This window comes from Pseudoalteromonas sp. '520P1 No. 423' (assembly GCF_001269985.1).
In the GTDB taxonomy this organism is placed as follows: Bacteria; Pseudomonadota; Gammaproteobacteria; order Enterobacterales; family Alteromonadaceae; genus Pseudoalteromonas.
Genome location: NZ_BBZB01000002.1, coordinates 1,263,109 through 1,282,808, shown reverse-complemented (window position 1 = coordinate 1,282,808; position 19,700 = coordinate 1,263,109). Strand labels below are relative to the sequence as shown.

Here is a 19,700-nt window from a genome sequence, read left to right as displayed (position 1 = left end):
CGATCAAAATTATCAGTCAAATGATCAAATCTGCTTGCTTAAATTATGAGGTTATTGGTTGATTTAAACCCGTTTTCCCTTACTCTCCCTAGGATATGTTGCTAATTGAGAAAAAGCATTATCTTTGTTTTCATCAAATTGAATTATTGCTAATAAAGCTTCTTCTCTTGTCATTATAGTCTGTTATCTAAGATTAATTGGCTTACTAGTTGTTGACCTAAGTCAACATTAGTAGAAGAGCCATCGAGTGCTTGGCGGGTATCTTCAATCAGTTGTTGCATACTCTCTTTAATTGTTTCAGAGCTACTTAATTGTTGCTGTACTTGATCAATTGTTGATTCAACTAAACTCGCACTTGAAGAAGACATTGATACTAATTCTTGTAAACTTTCCATAGTGGTATTCGCAATATCTACACTGCCATCAATAATGGTTGTTACTTCTTTTTGTTTATCAATAATCGAGGAAGAAATCCCCATAATCTTTTTCATTTCATTTTGGATCTGATCTGCAGACTGATTAGCAGTATTTGCTAACGAACGCACCTCATCTGCTACAACCGCAAAACCACGACCATGCTCACCTGCACGAGCAGCTTCAATTGCAGCATTTAACGCAAGTAAATTAGTTTGATCAGCAATGCCTTTTATAGATTCGACTAATTGACCAATATTACGATTATTTTCATCTAGGCTGGCTAAAAGCTCAGTAAATTCACTGATATATTGCGCTGATGTTGTAATATTGTCAGTTAAGCTTTCTAGTTGTTGAATGCCGTTAGCAGATGTTTGAGAGGTTGCTTTTGCTGATTCAAATGACTCACTGGAAGTATGTTCAACACTTTCGGATTGCTCAATAAATGATTGGATCAAGCCATAATTACTTTCTATTTCACTTAATCTATTTGAAGATGCTACATTTACATTTTGTGCATTTTCCGTAATTTGTTGTGCCATTTCTAAAGCACCACCAGAAATTAATTGATCTAAAACCTGTGCTTTAGCATTTAGATCCGCTAATTCTTCTTGTTTAATTAAAACATGTCCTTCTGGAGTTTTATCGCCACCAAAAAAATTAAACATTGGGAAATCCTCTTTATTAGTTATTCAGTGGCATCAGAATTCAACATCGAATCTACACTGGCATAGGTTGATACACAATATGGAACACAATAGGTTAATAATATTTTAATCAAATGGCTGATTGTAATTTGGCCATTGAATATTACATCGGCATGGTTTATGAAAACTAAAATAGTTCCTACCACCATAGCAACTTTTAATGAACGCAAAATTACGGAACTGCTTGTCGCTAAATTAAACCATTGCATATTAAATACTCACTGAGTAATCAATTGTTTATAGCGTAAACATACACGACAAATAAGCTAACTACCATAATAAATAAGCAATATATAAAAATTAAATTAATTTTAAATATAGCTCTATTTTCAAAAATAGTTCTATATTTAGATGTAATTAATAATTCTGATAAAAAGGAAGCCTCGATGTCGAATCATCATACGTATAAAAAAGTCGAAATGGTGGGGTCATCACCTACTAGCATAGAAGAAGCAATTCATAATGCGATAGAGGAATGCAATAAAACAATAAAAAATTTAGATTGGTTCGAAGTTGTTGAAACACGTGGTCATATTGTTGATGGCAAAGTCGGTCATTTTCAAGTCACTATTAAAGTGGGTTTTAGAATTGAAAATAGCTGATTGAATCGAATTATACATATAAATCCAGTGGTACAGCCTTAAATCTAAGTTTAAGGCTGTCAACTTATCTTCATCAAACTGTCACTCAAAAGTCATATCAGCACCTCATTATCATTAGCAAATCTCTTGTTATTTTAAATAATAGTGACTCGTAATAGATTAAGAGGTAATTATGAAACTACAACATCTAGATACTGTAATGTTTATGTGGTGTGTCTCTGGCCACAAAAGTGACAAGTTAAAACCTTTTGCTAATTTAATATCAAAAACAGGTGACGGCTATCTACAAGTTGCTTTGCCTATTCTTTTATTGTCTTCTGATAAAGGTATTCAGCTTTTCATCGCAACTTTAGTCGCATTTATAATTGAGCGACCTATTTATTGGTTATTAAAAAATACGTTAAAACGAAACCGTCCACCTAAGGCGATACCTTTTTTTAGAGCAAGTATCGTGGCATCAGATGAGTTCAGTTTCCCATCAGGACATACATCAGGGGCATTTTTATTAGCTTTTTTAATTGCGCAATACTTACCTTTTCTAAGCTTTTTAATTTACATATGGGCTACTTGTGTTGGCATTTCGAGGGTTTTACTGGGAGTGCATTTTCCAACAGATATTATAGCAGGCGCAAGCCTAGGTACAGCGCTTGGATTTTTAACAATAATAATGATAGGTCAATAAATGAAGATACTTTATGGCGTACAAGGGACAGGCAATGGTCATTTAACCCGTTCGCGTGTGATGGCAGAACATTTAAAAAATTCTGAGTTAGATGTTACTTATTTGATTTCAGGCAGAGAAAAATCTGAATTATTTGCCATGGAACCATTTGGTGATTTTGAGCATAGGGCAGGATTAACCTTTATTACAGAAAATGGAAAGATAAAGAAAAGAAAAACACTACAAAACAATAATATAAAGCAGTTCATTAAAGATGTTAAAACGTTAGATTTATCAGGATTTGATTTAGTAATAAATGATTTTGAGCCTGTTAGTGCATGGGCTGCAAAGCAACAAGGTATTGATTCAATCGGAATAGGGCATCAGTATGCTTTTAAACATGATATCCCTAAGGATGGAGGGACTTGGCTGACAAATACTTTAATTCAAAAATTTGCACCTGTTAGATTTCCAATTGGCTTGCATTGGCATCATTTTGATAGTCCTATTTTACCACCAATAGTTGATGTAAAATTAAGCAGCGCAGATATAATTGAAAATAAAGTCTTAGTATATTTACCCTTTGAAGCTCAAAGTGAAGTGGTCAATTTATTACAAAAGTTTAAAAATTTTGATTTTTATATTTATTCGCCTGATTTAGAAAATAAAGATAACGGTAATATCCATACCAGATCGCCATGCCTTAAAGGTTTTAAGAATGACTTAATTCAAAGCAAAAAAGTCATTTGTGGTGCAGGGTTTGAGCTTGTTAGTGAATGTATTCATATAGGTATTGATGTTTTAGTTAAGCCATTAGCAGGGCAAATGGAACAAATATCAAATGCAAAAGCATTACAAACACTAGGTTTAGGTAAAGTAATGAATAACTTAGATTCAAAAATATGTGAAATATTCTTAACATCAGATATCAAAGTACATCAAGCTAATTACCCAGATGTTGCACAGCACTTAGTGACTTGGTTAAAACAAGGAAGATGGCATGAACAGCAAGAGCTAGCTGATTTATTATGGAAGAGGTGAATAGCTTAACTGTGACAATACAAACAAAAAAGCCAAGCAATACCTGCTTGGCTTTTCAATATTAAATATTAAAGCTTATAAGATACTGTCGCTTTTATATTTCTACCTGGCTCATAATCTGTTAAGAATAAATCACCAAACCTCGGATGCTTCGAAAGACCCGTTCTTGATGACTGTGAAGCGTAATATTCATCAAATAAATTATCAACTCCAAGACTGATTGCTAAGCCAGTAACAGCAGATGGCGCCCAGCGAAGTGAAATATTTTGGACTGTGTAGCTGTCTTTTGCAGTATCTTCACTTGCGCCATCTAATGAAGGCGCATGATCTAGACTTGCAACGGTTAAAATATCCCAATGGGCAGTTAATTCTATAGCTTCAAAGTAATAATCTACGCTAGCACTTATTGTATCTCCTTGCTCTCGATCTAAACGAAAGCCATCTAAAGACTGATAATCAGCAAAGGCATTTAAGTCAGTTTCTGCAGCAGAATAACTTAATTGAATTTGTAATTGACCTAATTTATAGCCTGCATAAGCTTCAAAACCTGTTACTTCTAAATCACCTACATTATCTTTATGATAATCACGCGGACCACCACCTGGGATTTTAGCATAATCATAGATATAATTATCTACATCTGTTTGGAATAAAGTGATACCTGCTGTAAAGCTATCAGCACCTAAAACTTCTGCGCGGTATGCAATAGCAAATTCTGAGTTTAAACCTGTTTCAGCTTTTATGCCTTTATTTGGCGTAACTTCAGAGCCTGCTCCAGTAAATACTTCACTTAGCTCAGGACCTTTAAATAACTGGGTCGCACTGAGTTTAAATGTTAATTCATTACTTACATCATACTGTGCAGCTAAAGAGCCTGTCACTTTTGAAAAAGAATTATCGACTACAGTTGAATCAATATCAAAGTTGTCATAACGAACACCTGGTATAAGAGTAAAACCATTATCAAATGCTATTTTATCTTCGATGAACAAGGCTGAGTTAGTTGCTTCTTCATCTGAAGTTCTCATATCTCCAGTTAAAGCAATTGCAGTATATTGTGTTTCATATTTCACAATATCAATACCATAAGTAAAGTTATTGCTTATGTCACCATCTAAAAAGGTATTCCCAATTAAGTTAATGCCTGTATTGTCGGCTTCACCTGTTACATTACCAGCCCACATTGCAAAAGCAGGATTTTCTGCCCAACCACTCTCATCTCGATATAACTCACTTTGATTATTAAAAACAGCAAGTTTTAATACTGAATCTTCATTGAAATTTAATTCATAATTTACAGTTATAGTATCGCGGCTAAACTCAGTAGGCCAATTTAATGGTACGCCCAAAGCACCTGAGATTGCGATATCAGTAGCAGAACCCATATCCGGACGATAGCTATAATCACCTTTATCTGAATAGGTTTCATAACCAAATTCAAAGCGCTGATTGTCTGATAAATCCCAACCTAATTTTAACAATGCATCATCTAGTTCACCTTCAAGACCTTTCACTTCACCATCAGTACCAGGGATCTTATTACCATGTTGATCTGTGATAACGCCACCACCAACTTCAAAGTTTTGACGATCTACAAAGTTATAATATGCTAATACATCTACTGAATCTGTCAATTGGCCATATCCAGAAAGTGAATATGAATTACCTGAATTATCGGCAAAAGTAGTTTGTAATCTGGCACCAAATTGTTGATCTTTGTCTAATAATTCACGGGCTTCTTTTGTTTCAAAGCGTACAGCACCACCTAAACCGCCATTAATCACTGAGTTTGTGCCTACCTCAATGTCTACTGATTTTAGAATGTCCGCGTGGATCTGTAAGTTACCCATATGGTGATACATATAAGTATTTTGATTTGCACCATCAATAGTTACTTTTAAATCTTTATCTTCCAATGAACGAATTGTAATTCTTTGGTTCATTGAGTGAGAGCCACCTACATCAATACCAGGAATAGTTCTTAATAAATCACTTAGGTGATCCGCTTGTTTTGAAGCAAGTGTTTCTTCATTAAAGTATAAAGAAGACGCTTTAACTTCAGTATTCCATATCTCAATCTGCTCTAATTCATTGTTTTTGTCTACCGATGTTTCTTCTGCATAAACGAAGTTAGTTGTACAGACACTTGAAATTAATAAACATAGAGCGCTTTTTTTAAAGTTGTGAGTTGGCATGATTTTCCCTTAACAAAATTCTAAATACGAATGATTATCGATATGATACAATCAAGGTGAGAAAAAGTTTCATTAGTCTGTTATGCAATATCGTCAAATGACATTTATATATCGTCAAAGGAGTACAGGAAGTTAAAATGGCATCAAAAAATACACATGTAACGATTGTAAACCAACAGCAACTAAGAGAAATGATTACATCTGTACATCATAGTGAATATCATTTAAACCTAGCAAATGAGCAGCCGATTATGTCTGGGTTGTTTTCTTTTTCTGATCTTGCATCGGGAATCTCAGTGCATTGCAATGATGTAATTGAAATGCAAAATATGAGCTCATCAATAGAGTTACCGCCTTGTTTAAGTTTTAATATTGTTTTTAAGGGCAAGATACATTTTAACTTAGGAAAACAGGCATATTTTATTGGTGGTGAAGATGCCCCTGAAGTTGAATGTTCAGCCATTATTTTAAATAAACCAGATATTATGACACGCCATATGAAGCAAGATGAGCATGTTAAAAAGGTAAATGTGTTTATAAAGCAAGAATGGCTGAAGAAAAGATGTAAAAACAAACAAGACATCGCAATATTAAATAAAATCTTTACGAAGGATTTAGCTGTTTATAAATGGCAAGCTTCAGATAATATAATCAAATTATCCAAATTGATCTTACAAGAAAAAGTCAAAACAGGGTTTGCAATTGAATTATTAATAGAACAAGTTGCTTTACAAATTTTAGCTGAATGTTTTGATATTTTAAGTAATCAAGATACGGTTAAACTGACTGAAACAAATACCAACAATAAAATAATGAAATCAGATTTAACGATAAAAAAACAAATTGATTTATTAATCACTAAGCCCATTTCATTAGAAGGTATCGCAAAATCTATGGGTTTAAGTATTAGTACATTACAAAGACGTTTTAAAAAAGACTATGGTACAACAGTTGTTGATTATATTCGCCAAACAAGACTTGAAAATGCGCGAGTAGCAATTGCAATTAAAGGCTTAAGCATAGGCGAAGCGGCATATCTAGCAGGTTATAATCATTCATCTAATTTTATAACGGCTTTTAAAAAACGATTTAATATTACACCTGCAAGTTTATTAAAATCACATGCGTTACTAGAAGAAAGCTAACAGTGACCATGACCAGTAATTTTATCTGTAATACTGATTTTAATTGTTATTAAATAAAAAGAGCAATAAGGAAAGCAGTTATGCAAAGTTATAAAGCCCCTTTAATGGATATTAATTTCTATTTGATGATGTATTTGATTATTACGGTCATTACCAAAAATATACTGGATTTGAAGAAGCAACACCTGATTTAATTGATGCTATTTTTAAAGAGTGTGCCAAATTTTGTGAAAATGAATTATTACCTTTAAATCGAAGTGGCGATAAAGAAGGTTTTAATTTGGAATTGCATAGTAACAACACTCAAAGGCTTTAAAGAAACATATCACTAATATGTTGAAGGTGGATGGTAGAGTTTATCGCATCCTACAGGGCACGGTGGCACCAAAAGGTACTCGGGGTATTGCACTCTTTATAGTGCCTAAAGTCAAGTTGAGTTGACCATTACAATGATGGCAGATCCAAAAACGTTAATGCAACTAGGTGAAGACTTATTAAGTTTTCTAAAATACGCGACATGTATAATGCTTAAATAAGCACTTACACAGGATGCCGCCGCAAGCATTTATTTCATTTTACTGTAACAGTAGTGAAATAAAAGATTAATTTATTTTGTGTATTTTATCTTTAGTGCTAACTACTTAAGTAAATTAGATGGAAAATAAATTTTTATTAATGGCTCGTGGTCCATCACATGTCAAATACTTTAAAAAATTATCTGCATATTTCAAATCAAATAAACAAATTAATATAATTGTTTATCGACCTTCCAAATCAATATTTAATTTAAAAGCGTTAAAATATATAAATAAAATAAATCCCTTTATTTTAAAAGGGAATTTAGCATTACATTTTTCAAAAAAGAAAAAGGCACACCCAATATTATCAGAATCCCTGTTTTGGCCAATATATTGCTTTATTAGATCATTACTTGAATATTACTATGTTGCTAAGCATTGTGCTGTAATAAATAAAATAGATCCAACAGTTGTAGGTGTTTGGAATGGTCAGAAATTTCCAAGCAGTACTATTGTGATGGCTGCTAATATATTACAAAAGCAGGTGTTATACTTTGAAAATGGCTTAATACCCAATACAACTGTCTGCGATTGGAAAGGTGTAAATTGTGAAAATAGCATACCTCGAGACCCATCATTTTACCGAAACTACAGATTAAAAACATTATTGAATTCAAACGAGGTTAAAAGGGAAATTCAATTAACAGCAAGAACGCCAACAATACCAAAAAGTATTGATTCTAATGAAATATTAATACCCAAAGAATATATATTTGTACCTTTTCAAGTTGAAACTGATAGTCAAATTATTCGTAATTCACCGTGGCTAAAATCGATGGATGAATTATTCGATGAATGTATCGTGCAACTCAATAAAAACGCAAAATTATTTTTTGTTTTTAAAGAACATCCTAGCGAAAACAGAAGCTATAAACACTTATATGGACAGCATGAAAGGGCTATTTTTTGTAATTCGGCTTGCACACAAACATTAATAACAAACGCAATAAGTGTTTTAACAATAAACTCTACGGTTGGAATTGAATCTATTTTACTTGGCAAAATGCCAATTGTTTTAGGTAATGCATGTTATAAAATTGAATGCCTGTCTCATATGCCTAAAAATTCAAATGAACTAATTGATGTATTAAGAAGTGCAGAGTTAGGAAATGAAAATAAGCCTTTACATAAAACATTTATTAAATTTTTAAATAATGATTATTCCATCCCAAGTAATTGGCTTAATGTTAATGAAGAGCACCTTGTAAAATTAGAAGCAAGACTATTAAAAATTGATAATATGGCTCAATTAATTAATGAAGAAAAGCCCTCATCAGAGGCTAGACAAGACTTAAATAAATATGCGCAAACAGGTTCTTTGATTACAATGTAACTTTATTCTAGCCATGTTCATATAGGTATTAAACTTAATATAAAATGATTAAGTTCTTGAGGACATTGGATGTTCAGGGCTTAATTGTAGTAAATCCCATAAATTACCATATAAATCTTCAAATACAGCTACGGTGCCATAATCTTGCTCTTGTGGCTCTCTTACAAAATTGATGCCATCTGATAGCATTCGATTATAGTCTCGCCAAAAGTCATCAGTACTTAAAAATAGAAAAACACGTCCACCAGTTTGATTACCTACAAACTGTGTTTGATGCTCGTTAGATGCACGGGCTAGTAAAATGGTGACACCAGTTGAACCTGGCGGAGAAACAACTACCCAACGTTTATCTTAGTTTGGTTGGTATGTATCTTCAATAAGATCAAACTTAAGTTTATTTATATAAAAATCAATTACTTAATCATAATCTTTTACAACTAAGGCAATATGTATTATTGACTAGTTCACTCATACTCCTTTACATTTGAATTAAATCCATTCTTGTTGATCAGATGAAACGGTTCTTTCACTCAAGTTTTCACCAGTATGGGCGGTTGATGCAGGTTCAATCATCATAAAGTGGGTATCAGGGAGTGCTTTTGGACAATGCTCAACTCCTTTAGGCACCACATACATTTCACCTGGGTTAAGGGTTATATTTTTAGCTCTTAACTGTAAGGTCAATTGTCCTTTAAATACGATAAATAGTTCATCTTCATTATCATGTGTATGCCAAACTAATTCGCCGCTTCCTTTTGCTATTTTTACTAATTGCCCATTCGATTGAGATATTACTTTAGGTGTTCATTGTTGATCGAACAAACCAAATTTTTCAGCGATGTTAATTTTATTCATATGCTCTGCTCGACAAAATTTATGCTTTTAATTTAACAGCTGTGCCAAAAACCATGATTTCTGAAGAACCATCCATAATAGCACTGGTAGTAAAACGAATACCAACAACGGCATCAGCTCCTTTTTCAGTGGCATTTTGAACTAGGCGTTGCACTGCGATATCTCGGGCATCGGTTAACATTTCTGTATAACCACGTATTTCACCACCCACAATATTTTTTAAACCGGCCATTATATCACGGCCAATATGCTTAGCTTGAACAACATTGCCTGTAACAACCCCCAATATTTGATCTATCTCTTTTCCTGGAACTGTTTCTGTTGTGGTGTAAATCATAAGTTTCCCTAAAGACTGTGGCTAAAATGTAAAGATGCTTGATAATAGTGCAAGTTCTTATGAGGTTAGCACTAATGTATCCTGGGGACAAATTACACCATAACACAATTAATTGTTAAATTAGATGTTACAAGATAGTGCGTTTGCAATATATTCAGTGTCGAGATTTACTGTTAAAATCATGGATTTTTAAGGCATATTAACTTAGTTAACATTATGATTATGAATGAAGCATTGAAACAAAAAATAATCACCGTTTGTAATAAAAAAATAGAACAAAAAGGTGATAACGTAGGTTTATCTTTTTATGCATTTTTTGCAAATAAAAATGATGATCCTGAATTATTAATGGAAGTCGCAACTTGGTGGATAATGACACACAAATTAGATCACTTCGAAAAGGCGGTTAAAATTAAAACTATGGTAGAGCAAATATAACATTTCAATTAAAGGAATATGATGTACACACTTTATTATTATCCACTTAACGCCAGTATGGCACCACATTTTGTATTAGAGGAAATGGGCATTGACTATCAATTACAATTAGTTGATAGAAAATCTAATGCGCATAAATCTGACGAATATTTAGCATTAAACCCTACTGGGCGAATACCTACTTTAGTTGATGATGGCGAAGCAATATTCGAAAGTGCCGCAATTTGTTTACATTTATGTGATAACAACCCATCACACTCCTTGATGCCAGAGGTAGGTAACAAAAATAGACCAAAATTCTACCAATGGTTAATGTATTTAAATAATACCGTTCAAGCTGAATTGATGTTGTATTTTTACCCTCAAAGACATAGCGGCAAAGAAGCAGATATAAATACGATAGTAACGATACAAGAGCAACGTGTCACAGATATGTTTGCACTGCTTGATAGTGAACTTAAGGGGAAAGACTATTTAGTGGGTGAAAGCATAACAGTGTGTGACTATTTTTTATTTATGTTAGCTGTTTGGGCTGATGAATTTAAAAAACCACCATTATCATTTAATAACTTATCGCGATACCTTAAAAAACTTGCAACTAGAGATTCCGTCGTACGTGTCTGTGAAAAAGAAAATTTAAGTTTGGTTGATTACCTTTAACAAATAGATGGGTTTTATTAATACTCATTTAAATGCAGTCGAGTCCTTTTAATTTTTAAGACATAATAGTATCAGATTCAGGTGATACTACGAGTAATCATAATGGCAAGCCAAAACTTGAGAGGTATAGGTGTTTAAAGGACTTAAATCTTGCTCAATGACCGTCGCCATGTCCTTATGTATTTTGGGAAGTTCACCGAAGTACTATTAATGGGTCATAGATAATAATTATCTATAGATTTGCTTTGGTTGAGAAACATGCATGTGACCTTATTTATTTTGATCACATGCTGTTCAGAACTTACAGATTTACTTTGAAGCTGTATCTGATGAAGATTCTGTATCTGACTTTGAGTCAGTATTTTCTTCTGGCTTGCTTAATTTAATTAAATTAGCTTTTAATCCAGCAAATTGACCTTTTTCTTTAGCCATTTGAGTAAGAGCTTGAAGTGTAGGCGCAGTCTCTTTAGCAAAGCGTTTTTGTTTATATGCAGCAGTTAACCATTTACTCAAAAATTTATGTTCTGAAGTTGGACCAAATCCACACTTGCCAGTTTGTTGTTCAATCGCTAAAGCCATCAATGCACATTGTGCCATGTCTGTGAGCAATTGCTCGTGAAGTTCTTCTTGTTGCAAAATTTCGTTTACCTGTATATTTAGTTGCGCATATTCTATCACTATTTATACAATCATAAAATATCTAGAGTATGTATAGGGCCAATAAAATACAATAAATAGTAAAAAAAAATAAAATTCGCAGATAAAGTTTAATTTTTTGTTTAAAACACGCTTTCAAAGTCTCTATTTGCGAAATTAACTAAAGTTTTATCACATTCATAGCGGCTATCTTTATCGATAAAGATAATTTTATAATTACTAGCATAATGCATTTGTTAAATGATCCTCCCTTAAGGACAAGATATATTGAATGGATTTTATCTGAGCTATTTATCAGGTTGAGTATATATGGTTTGGTAGCCAACTAAAGATCAGCTAAGAGAAGAAGTTAATAAAATGCTTTTGCGAAATTTTTGTATATTCTGATCTTATGGATGTATCTAATGGTCGTTTAATTAAACCTGTATATTAAGTGATGGCTTTACAGAATATGTCTGAATTACAAATAATCCTATCAAAAATTACAGTGTTTCACTTAATATCGGAAATTATGTTCACTTTTGCGAAACGTTAAATAATCTAACATTTGATTATTACGTATTAAAACAAGACTTAGTAAAAATAGAACAATATTTTAAATCTTGATGGTCAATAAAGTTGTGGTGCCTCAAATACTTTAAAAATGCAAGGGTTTACACAAAGTGTTAAGGTTTATGAAGATTTAGATTACATAAAGATAAAAAATATCAATAACAAGGATAAAGAATTGTTATCATTAGATGATGCAAGTAATAATTTATAACTGATTTAGGAAAAACCAATGTCAGCAGTAAAAAAAATGGAATATAAAACCATGACTCAGTTAGTCACGGAGTCTGTCAGAGAAAAAATACTCAGTGGTGAGATAGCTGTTGGAACACATATCCGCCAAGCTGCTCTGGCAAAAGAGCTAAATGTAAGTCAAATACCTGTACGCGAGTCACTTTTATTATTAGAAGGTGAAGGGCTAATTACTTTTAAAGCAAACAAAGGCGCCAGTGTTACTGAGTTTAATTTAGAGCAAGTAGATGAGCTATTTCTGTTAAGAGCAACATTAGAAGCTCAGCTATTAGAAAGTTCAATTCCTAATTTATCCCATGATAAAATAAAACAAGCTGGTTTTATTTTAGATACGTTAAATAATGCACTTAAGTTAAATAATGCGCCTAAAGTATGGTGTGATTTAAATACCGATTATCATACATGTTTATACTCATCAGCTGATTTACCTCAAACTCAAGAATTAGTGAATATTTTAAATACAAAGGCTGAGCGATATGTGCGTGTACATATTAACAGTTTAGGTGGGGTTGTAAAAGTGGGTACTGATCATAAAGACATTTTAAATGCCTGTATCGAAAGAGATGTTAAAAAAGCAGTTAAATTACTTAAACAACATATTTTAAGTTCAAGAGATGAAATAAAAGAAGTACTACAAGGTGTTTAATAGTTTTATTGCAATAATAATTCACTTTGATGAATTTTACATGAAACAGTAATTTGCTGTTTTTATTGAGCTAAAGTTTAACTATAAAGTTATGGTTAACAAGTAAACTCCATGTTTGAATTATTACTAGCAAATAAACATAAGTTAAATGATTTATTTGAAGCTGCGTTAGAAAAGGGTGATTCTAATAAAGCTTTAAAAATAGGGCGTAAATTAATAAAAAAAGATAATAATGATTATAAAAACCTGAACAATGTTGCTATGGTGCATTTTAGGTTAGGTTTTTATGAGCATGCTATAAACTATTTATTAAAAGCCAATATTGTCCAAGAAACTGCATGTCATTGGGAAAATATCGCCCAAGTACAACAAGCGCAAAAAAATTATCAACGCGCAATTAAATCATATAATAAAGCCCTAGAAATCGAACCAAGAAAAATGTCTGCTTGGTATTTACTCGCCCAATGTTATAAATCAAATAAAGATTTAAAGTCAGCTTGCTCTGTACTCACTAAACTTATTTTAGTGTATCCAGATAATATTGAAGCAAGAATAGATTTGGGACTTTACTTATTATTACAAGGAAAAATTCACAAAGGTAAGAAACATTTTGAGTGGGTTTTAAGTTCCCAAGATAAAAAAAATGCAAGGGACTTTATGTTGAGAAAATTATATGAATATCGTTACAAACCTTATATTAAAGAATTAATCTTTTATTATAAGGAATTGACGTGTATTGAAAAAAGCTTAACCTGAGCTAATTAAGTTAAGCTTTTACTGATTTGAGACTATTTAAGGTTATCTTTAAACTAATCTTGTGAAATCGCATTCATCATTTTTTGCCCTAAATCTACATGATGTTGCATAGTTGAAAATTGTTTTGTAACACCTTCTGGACCAAAAGCATAAACAGGTACAGGTGCGGCTGTATGTGTACCCGTTCCCCAAACTGTATTTTGATCTGCACCTAAAGTACGGCCAATTAAGTTAGCATGAAGTTCATCACCATATACATAAAATTCCTTGAAATCATTTATTTTAGGAAATTCTGCGGCAGATAAGTACTTGTGTTCAGCTATATAATACTCATTTTCTTCTCTCTCAGCGATATGCGCCGATTGCTCCGGCGTGACCTTAAAATCACTGTAATTATTGATTGCATTAGCCCATTGCTCACCGGTTGTATTACTGAAATCCCAATCAGAATCAACTTGGCTCATCATGTCGTAAAAAGTACCTGATTGCGCATGTAATCTGTCAAGTTTGTTTAAAGCGCCGAAGTTAAAGTTAGGTTTATAATCTTTTCCTTGCATGCCATCTCCAGACAATGTCTGTGCCTGAGGTAACTCTTTACGAGAGTAACTAAAACCAAAACTACCGGTTTCATGATCTGCTGTAACAACAACTAAGGTGTCTTCTCTGTCTTTAACCCATTCATAAACTGCATCTACAGCTTCATCAAATTTCAATAATTCATGTAGCATCCAACCGGTATCATTTACATGGCCAGCCCAATCTATTTGTCCACCTTCAATCATTAAGAAAAAGCCATCATCGTCTTTAGATAATATATTTAATGCTTTTAATGTCATTTCACGTAAAGAAGGCTGAGTACAGATATTGTCTTTTTTACAAGCTGAATAGGCGATACCATCAGCCATACCTGAGTTTGAAAATAAGCCTAGTAATTTATCACCTTCAACGGCATCAAGTTGTTCTGCATCAAAAGCTAAGTTATATCCGTGATCATCTTTCGCTTCTAAAATTATATTTCGATCATCACTACGTTTTGATTTTTTATAGGTACTTAAAGGTAAACCTAACTCAGCCATAGCAGCACGCTCAATTTCATCTGTTTTTATATCTGACGGTAAAAATACACGAGCACCACCAGAAAGTAGTACATCAACATTACCTGAACTGACCAATTCAACCGCGATTTCAGATTCATGCGAGCGATGAGGCTGATGTGAAGCAAAAGCAGCAGGCGTTGCGTGAGTGATTCGAGTATCTGATACTAAACCAGTCGCTTTACCCATAGCTTTCGCTTTTTCTAAAATAGTTTGAACTTTATTGCCGTTGATATCTAGCCCAACCATTTCTGAACCGGATGCAAGACCTGTGGCTAATTGAGTTGCTGAACAAGCTGAATCTACAACTAAGCTGCCAGTTTCACCATGGGGTGCGTTGAGTGATAAACCCATTTGACCAGCATTAGCAAATTTTGATAACGCAGTGATATTGTTTTTGGTGTTATAAATAGATTGCGGTGCTCTGCGGGCGTATTCTTCTAATAATCCAACTTGTTGAGCACCCATACCATCGCCTATCATCAAAATAACATTTTTAACTTTAGTGACTTCAGCACGAGGTACTTCTTTTATTACTTCGACCTTCTTGATCACTTCAATCGTTTTTTCATTATCGCTGCAACCCGATATTAAAATAGCCGATACAGCTAAAGCTAACATACTTTTGTACATGTTTTGAAACCTTTTATAAAATATATATTTAAGTAATATTTTCACAAAAGATTAAAGGAGTTATATGACAAATTAATGGCAAATATATGTCAGTTTGAGTATAAGCTCTAAAGCCAAAATAATTTAATGCCATTTTTACGAATTCTATTTACATTTATGTTCATAAAATGGCGAGCAACATATCTAAAAAATAGTTTTTTAATCCCAAAAAGGTTACTAACAAATCCGGTGTGAAAATCATCTGGTTGTGTATAAACCCTAAATCATCAGCGATACCTTCGCTTTGTATGCAAGTAGTCTCAGCATTAAAATCAATTTAATGTCATCACGCACAAAATTGTAAATTGCACTTATCACATCAAATATAGGTAAATTGCGCCATTGTTTTGTGCTATCAAGATTGTAATTTTTGATGATTAAAATCTAGTATTGGTGTTGGAAGTAGGAAGTCTGTTAATAAATTCCGCATGAGTTGCTGAGGTATTATTTAAGATAGCTTGTACTGCACACATCATTGTTCGCCATAATAAATACGGTCGCCACGAAACCCCTAATTCTTGACTGAATTAATGATTCTAATGATGGCCAAACCAATTGAATTGCTTGATGTGAATGGGATGCGGCATCAAAGCTAGTACCAAAAATACTCACGATACCAGGTTTAATCCAAACAGTTGGTTTATCCATAATAATGTTTTACCACTGACGGTACTGTACGGTTATATCATGATCAAATTTTAATCCAGCTTGTACGATAACTTTATCTATAAATTTGCATATGTCTTCACGTTCACTTGTTTCTATTAAACAGTTAAAACATCGCGCGTTTAAATCGTTTAAAGACAGAACTAACTCTTGAACTTCATAGGTCGCTGTATCATTTGTTTGTGGCTCAGAGCCCATAAATGTCATAAATTCTAATAGCAGTGTGATGCACTGTTCTACATCTTCTGAAGTATATTCAGGATCCTCTTCACCATCTATATAATCTAACATGCCGTATTGAATACTTTTAAGTAATGTTTTCATTTAATTAGCCTATAATTTTTAAGTTGAGTAGGCTACGTGATTCAGTTTTTTAAAACAATTAAAATAAGTTAAATTTCGCGATATTTTACTTACCAAAAAGTAAGTCTTTGATAAGCAAAAATACTAAAAATACTAAAAATACTTAAAACGTTTTATACTTAAAGAGTCCGATATAGCCAGTACGTAAATTATTTTGAATAACTTTGCCAGGAATATAAGCTTGATTGTTTTTGATTAAATATAACTCTCCTAGCTTACCAATCACTTCAAATTCACGATATCGCCATTGTTCGCAGTTATCTTTATTAACATCACAGTAGGTAACATATTCATAATTTTCAGGGTGCACAAAGTAGTCAAGTTTATATATGAGATTATTAAATGACCAACTAAAACGCCCAGAATAAGAGTCATACCAAGTACCTGCTTGATAATTTTGTTGAATTCCAGTGTGATCAATTTCGTAAGGTATTTTAAAATTAGTATTTATATCAGGATCAAACAGTGGTAATTCTGCAGGGATAAATTCACCTTGATGTGAAAATAAACTCAAATTCTGTTTTGCTACTAAATAAGTTGTCTTTACTAGAACTGGTTGATTGTTTTCGAAAACTCTATATTGATAAATAGGTAACCCTTGGTAATTACTTATTTTCGCATAAATGATTTTTATTCCGTTATCATAATTAAGTTGGAAACCGTCATCGTGTAAAGACCAAGTTCCAGTTCGACTTGTATTATAACTATCAGAATACTCGTTAAAACTACCATTAGCGTTGAGAATGAAACTCGCAGCAATAGTATCAAAAGAGGTATATATTCCGGTATCAGTATTCCCTTGCATATAATCAACAGTTTCAAAATGATACTCACCCGGCGAAATTTCAGAGAGTGAAGTTGTTATTAATCGACGACTTTGATAAAGGGTTTGGGTTGGACTATTTTCACCACATATATCATTATTTTCATCATCTGTAGTAATCTCATTACAGCCAGTTCTTTTTTCAAATAATATCGTATGTTTATTTGTTTTAAGAATACTTTTTATCTGAATATTTTGAGCACCAAAATTAAAGCTTTTAGCAACAGCGTTATCATCATATTGATATAAAAATTCTCGATTAATGTCTTCGACGTTAATATCGAGTTTGGAGTCTGTTAATTGCCAACTTATTTTTAGCGGAGCTTTATAGTGGTTATTTGTATCTATGTATCCTTGATTTTCATTATTTAGAATTAAATGGTCAGTGGTAAATAAAGAAGAAGCTTTCCCTGAACGGTATAAAGCATGCCTCCCTTGGTTTAATTCATCAGGAGTCCACGTTAATTGAGTATTATTAAATAATGATTCATAGGCTAAAATATAATCTTGATTATTATGAATTCGCCATTTTCCTAATTCTTTACTGATCTCAAAAGGTAATTGCATAAAGTCATTTATCGAATTAAAACGCTCAGGTAAATTTAACCCATTGTCAGAGATTATAATGTTCGCTGTCGCGGCTAAATCTATTACATAATCGTAATCAAGCTTTTGCTGTATGTCTGAAAGGGTTTGTTCTGTGACTATCGGATCCTGATTAATTTGATTTAATAGCTCGTATTCAGCTGTGGTAAAATGACTTATAGAATGTACACTTACTTCACCACTTTCATTTGCGCTTGCTAATAAACTACTAACAGAGCCGTAATGCGCAAATAGCTCATAAGATTTTTGTGGATATTTAACGTTTGCAACTACCAGACTAGACAAATTTTCTAATGGTATTTTAGCTTCAAAAACACCATTTGAATTAGTTAAAACTTTTATACTTTTATCAGATTCAGTAAATACCACCTCAATATCAGACTGTGTAAGATTGGCTACTTTACCAGTAAGAATGACACTATTTGAGACATCAAAACTAATAAACCCTGAATCTGAACCACTATAATTATCAGAAACCGTATAGCCAACGATGATTTCTCCTTCATAATTATATGGAGCAGTATAAGAAACTTTATTATCAATTATTTCTGCATAACCTTGCTCAGGTGAACTTATAGATTCAATTGTTAAATTATCACCTTCAACGTCGATATCATTTGCTAATACATCAATTTCAATAGTATGTCCGACAAGGACAGTGATGCTATCATTTAATACATTTGGTAATTGATTAGTTATATCAACTACAATAGTGGCAGTACTGCTAGCTCCATAATTATCTAACATTACATAGTCAAAGCTGTCTTGCCCTGAAAAGCCTAGCTGTGGAATATAAACAAGTTGATTATTTTCAATAGAAACATGACCAAAATTTGGTTGTGAATTTCCTGATATTGTTAAATTATCTCCAACAGCGTCTATATCGTTGTCTAAAACCGAAATTACAATACTTTGATTTTGTAATGTTTGTACATTATCGTTTTCAGCTATAGGGAGTTGATTTTCGATTATAATTGACACGGTGGCAGTGGATTCGTCTCCATGTGTATCTCTAACAACATAACCAAATGAATCCTGACCAACATAACCTAACTGTGGTACATAACTAATAACACCAAGATCATTATATATTTGACCACGCTTAGGTGGTGTCATACTAACTAAAGATAATTGATGTTGTCCTTGTGAGCTATCATTACCTAATAAGTTTAATTCAACAGAATTGCTTTGCGTTGTTGTTACATTATCATTGATAGCGTCTGGTGCTTTATTATTAATTGTAATGGTAATATTAGCGCTGGAAGACCCTCCTTTAGAGTCACTGACTATGTAGGAAAGGTTGTCATAACCAATAAAGTTTGAATTAGGTGTATAGGTAATTATTTTGTCAGAGAATGTTGCAACGCCATTTGCTGGTTTTGATATCTCAGTGATTGATAAATTATCACCATTACTATCACTATCATTTGAGATTACTGAAATAGGAGCTGTTTCATTTACCCAAATGCTGACTGAGTCATCAATTGCAACAGGCGCTTTATTTTTTTGTTTATTGTCTGTTTCATTATTAGTCCCGCCACTTCCACCACATGCTGCCATTGCAAAGCAAAATATTGATAGTACAAAAACCCGTTTGTATATTTGCATTATACTTAATACCATTTTGCTGTTCTTAAAAAAGAGGAATGT

Annotated in this window: 19 protein-coding genes and 1 pseudogene; 9 read left to right on the top strand and 11 right to left on the bottom strand. The window is 32.8% G+C overall.

Annotated features, from left to right (window positions below; translation table 11 throughout):
* Positions 1-173: 173 nt before the first annotated feature.
* Together PSA_RS24050 and nrtS are read right to left on the bottom strand one after the other, a co-directional pair.
* Complete coding sequence (locus PSA_RS24050) at positions 174-956, bottom strand: methyl-accepting chemotaxis protein (protein ID WP_371257882.1); 783 nt, start codon at positions 954-956, stop codon at positions 174-176.
* Positions 957-1,102: 146 nt separating this feature from the next.
* Positions 1,103-1,330 carry a nitrate/nitrite transporter NrtS gene (nrtS, locus tag PSA_RS27420; protein WP_042145322.1) on the bottom strand — a complete coding sequence of 76 codons (228 nt, stop codon included), beginning with the start codon at positions 1,328-1,330 and terminating at the stop codon, positions 1,103-1,105.
* Between the two features lie 177 nt (positions 1,331-1,507).
* Here nrtS and PSA_RS24040 point away from each other — a divergent pair, with 177 nt between their 5' ends.
* The 3 genes from PSA_RS24040 to PSA_RS24030 all read left to right on the top strand — a co-directional run bounded on the left by PSA_RS24040 (position 1,508) and on the right by PSA_RS24030 (position 3,425).
* Positions 1,508-1,723, top strand: a complete 216-nt coding sequence (locus PSA_RS24040; RefSeq protein ID WP_042145321.1) for a dodecin — start codon at positions 1,508-1,510, stop codon at positions 1,721-1,723.
* A 172-nt stretch (positions 1,724-1,895) separates the two neighbouring features.
* Positions 1,896-2,405, top strand: coding sequence for a phosphatase PAP2 family protein (locus tag PSA_RS24035; protein ID WP_231665527.1), 510 nt, complete (start codon positions 1,896-1,898; stop codon positions 2,403-2,405).
* The gene (locus PSA_RS24030) at positions 2,406-3,425 is read left to right on the top strand and encodes an MJ1255/VC2487 family glycosyltransferase (RefSeq protein ID WP_042145320.1); all 1,020 of its coding nucleotides are present in this window, start codon (positions 2,406-2,408) and stop codon (positions 3,423-3,425) included.
* A 68-nt stretch (positions 3,426-3,493) separates the two neighbouring features.
* Here PSA_RS24030 and PSA_RS24025 read toward each other — a convergent pair whose 3' ends face one another.
* On the bottom strand, positions 3,494-5,620 hold the full coding sequence (locus PSA_RS24025; RefSeq protein WP_042145317.1) for a TonB-dependent receptor domain-containing protein: 2,127 nt from the start codon (positions 5,618-5,620) through the stop codon (positions 3,494-3,496).
* A 137-nt stretch (positions 5,621-5,757) separates the two neighbouring features.
* On the opposite strand from PSA_RS24025, the gene PSA_RS24020 reads away from it, so the two are divergent.
* Positions 5,758-6,765 carry a helix-turn-helix transcriptional regulator gene (locus PSA_RS24020; RefSeq protein ID WP_052379980.1) on the top strand — a complete coding sequence of 336 codons (1,008 nt, stop codon included), beginning with the start codon at positions 5,758-5,760 and terminating at the stop codon, positions 6,763-6,765.
* A gap of 654 nt (positions 6,766-7,419) precedes the next feature.
* Entirely contained in the window at positions 7,420-8,676 is a 1,257-nt protein-coding gene (locus PSA_RS24015; protein WP_052379979.1) for a hypothetical protein, read from the top strand.
* Positions 8,677-8,724: 48 nt separating this feature from the next.
* On the opposite strand, the pseudogene PSA_RS24010 reads toward PSA_RS24015, so the two are convergent.
* The 3 genes and pseudogenes from PSA_RS24010 to PSA_RS24000 form a co-directional block, all read right to left on the bottom strand.
* A pseudogene (locus tag PSA_RS24010) lies at positions 8,725-9,090 on the bottom strand (VOC family protein).
* A gap of 75 nt (positions 9,091-9,165) precedes the next feature.
* On the bottom strand, positions 9,166-9,438 hold the full coding sequence (locus PSA_RS24005) for a cupin domain-containing protein (RefSeq protein WP_231665547.1): 273 nt from the start codon (positions 9,436-9,438) through the stop codon (positions 9,166-9,168).
* 112 nt (positions 9,439-9,550) lie between these two features.
* Positions 9,551-9,868: a heavy metal-binding domain-containing protein gene (locus PSA_RS24000; RefSeq protein WP_042145316.1), complete on the bottom strand. Its 318-nt coding sequence runs from the start codon at positions 9,866-9,868 to the stop codon at positions 9,551-9,553.
* Positions 9,869-10,090: 222 nt separating this feature from the next.
* Between PSA_RS24000 and PSA_RS23995 the strand changes: the two genes are divergently transcribed.
* A complete protein-coding gene (locus PSA_RS23995; protein WP_042145314.1) occupies positions 10,091-10,306 on the top strand; it encodes a DUF6500 family protein in 216 nt (71 codons plus the stop codon).
* A gap of 21 nt (positions 10,307-10,327) precedes the next feature.
* The gene (locus PSA_RS23990; RefSeq protein WP_042145313.1) at positions 10,328-10,966 is read left to right on the top strand and encodes a glutathione S-transferase family protein; all 639 of its coding nucleotides are present in this window, start codon (positions 10,328-10,330) and stop codon (positions 10,964-10,966) included.
* Positions 10,967-11,275: 309 nt separating this feature from the next.
* Here PSA_RS23990 and PSA_RS23985 read toward each other — a convergent pair whose 3' ends face one another.
* Positions 11,276-11,644, bottom strand: coding sequence for a DUF2913 family protein (locus tag PSA_RS23985; RefSeq protein ID WP_145987697.1), 369 nt, complete (start codon positions 11,642-11,644; stop codon positions 11,276-11,278).
* A gap of 760 nt (positions 11,645-12,404) precedes the next feature.
* On the opposite strand from PSA_RS23985, the gene PSA_RS23980 reads away from it, so the two are divergent.
* Together PSA_RS23980 and PSA_RS23975 are read left to right on the top strand one after the other, a co-directional pair.
* A complete protein-coding gene (locus tag PSA_RS23980; protein ID WP_042145312.1) occupies positions 12,405-13,070 on the top strand; it encodes a GntR family transcriptional regulator in 666 nt (221 codons plus the stop codon).
* A 111-nt stretch (positions 13,071-13,181) separates the two neighbouring features.
* Positions 13,182-13,826: a lipopolysaccharide assembly protein LapB gene (locus PSA_RS23975; protein WP_042145311.1), complete on the top strand. Its 645-nt coding sequence runs from the start codon at positions 13,182-13,184 to the stop codon at positions 13,824-13,826.
* Positions 13,827-13,879: 53 nt separating this feature from the next.
* Here PSA_RS23975 and PSA_RS23970 read toward each other — a convergent pair whose 3' ends face one another.
* From PSA_RS23970 to PSA_RS23955, 4 genes are all read right to left on the bottom strand, one after another.
* Positions 13,880-15,553, bottom strand: a complete 1,674-nt coding sequence (locus tag PSA_RS23970) for an alkaline phosphatase (protein ID WP_042145310.1) — start codon at positions 15,551-15,553, stop codon at positions 13,880-13,882.
* A gap of 483 nt (positions 15,554-16,036) precedes the next feature.
* Positions 16,037-16,240 (bottom strand): hypothetical protein, encoded by a 204-nt coding sequence (locus tag PSA_RS25675; protein WP_042145309.1) that lies wholly within the window; start codon positions 16,238-16,240, stop codon positions 16,037-16,039.
* A 9-nt stretch (positions 16,241-16,249) separates the two neighbouring features.
* Complete coding sequence (locus tag PSA_RS23960) at positions 16,250-16,582, bottom strand: hypothetical protein (RefSeq protein WP_042145308.1); 333 nt, start codon at positions 16,580-16,582, stop codon at positions 16,250-16,252.
* Between the two features lie 142 nt (positions 16,583-16,724).
* Entirely contained in the window at positions 16,725-19,658 is a 2,934-nt protein-coding gene (locus tag PSA_RS23955; protein WP_193216503.1) for a cadherin-like domain-containing protein, read from the bottom strand.
* Between the last annotated feature and the right edge of the window lie 42 nt (positions 19,659-19,700).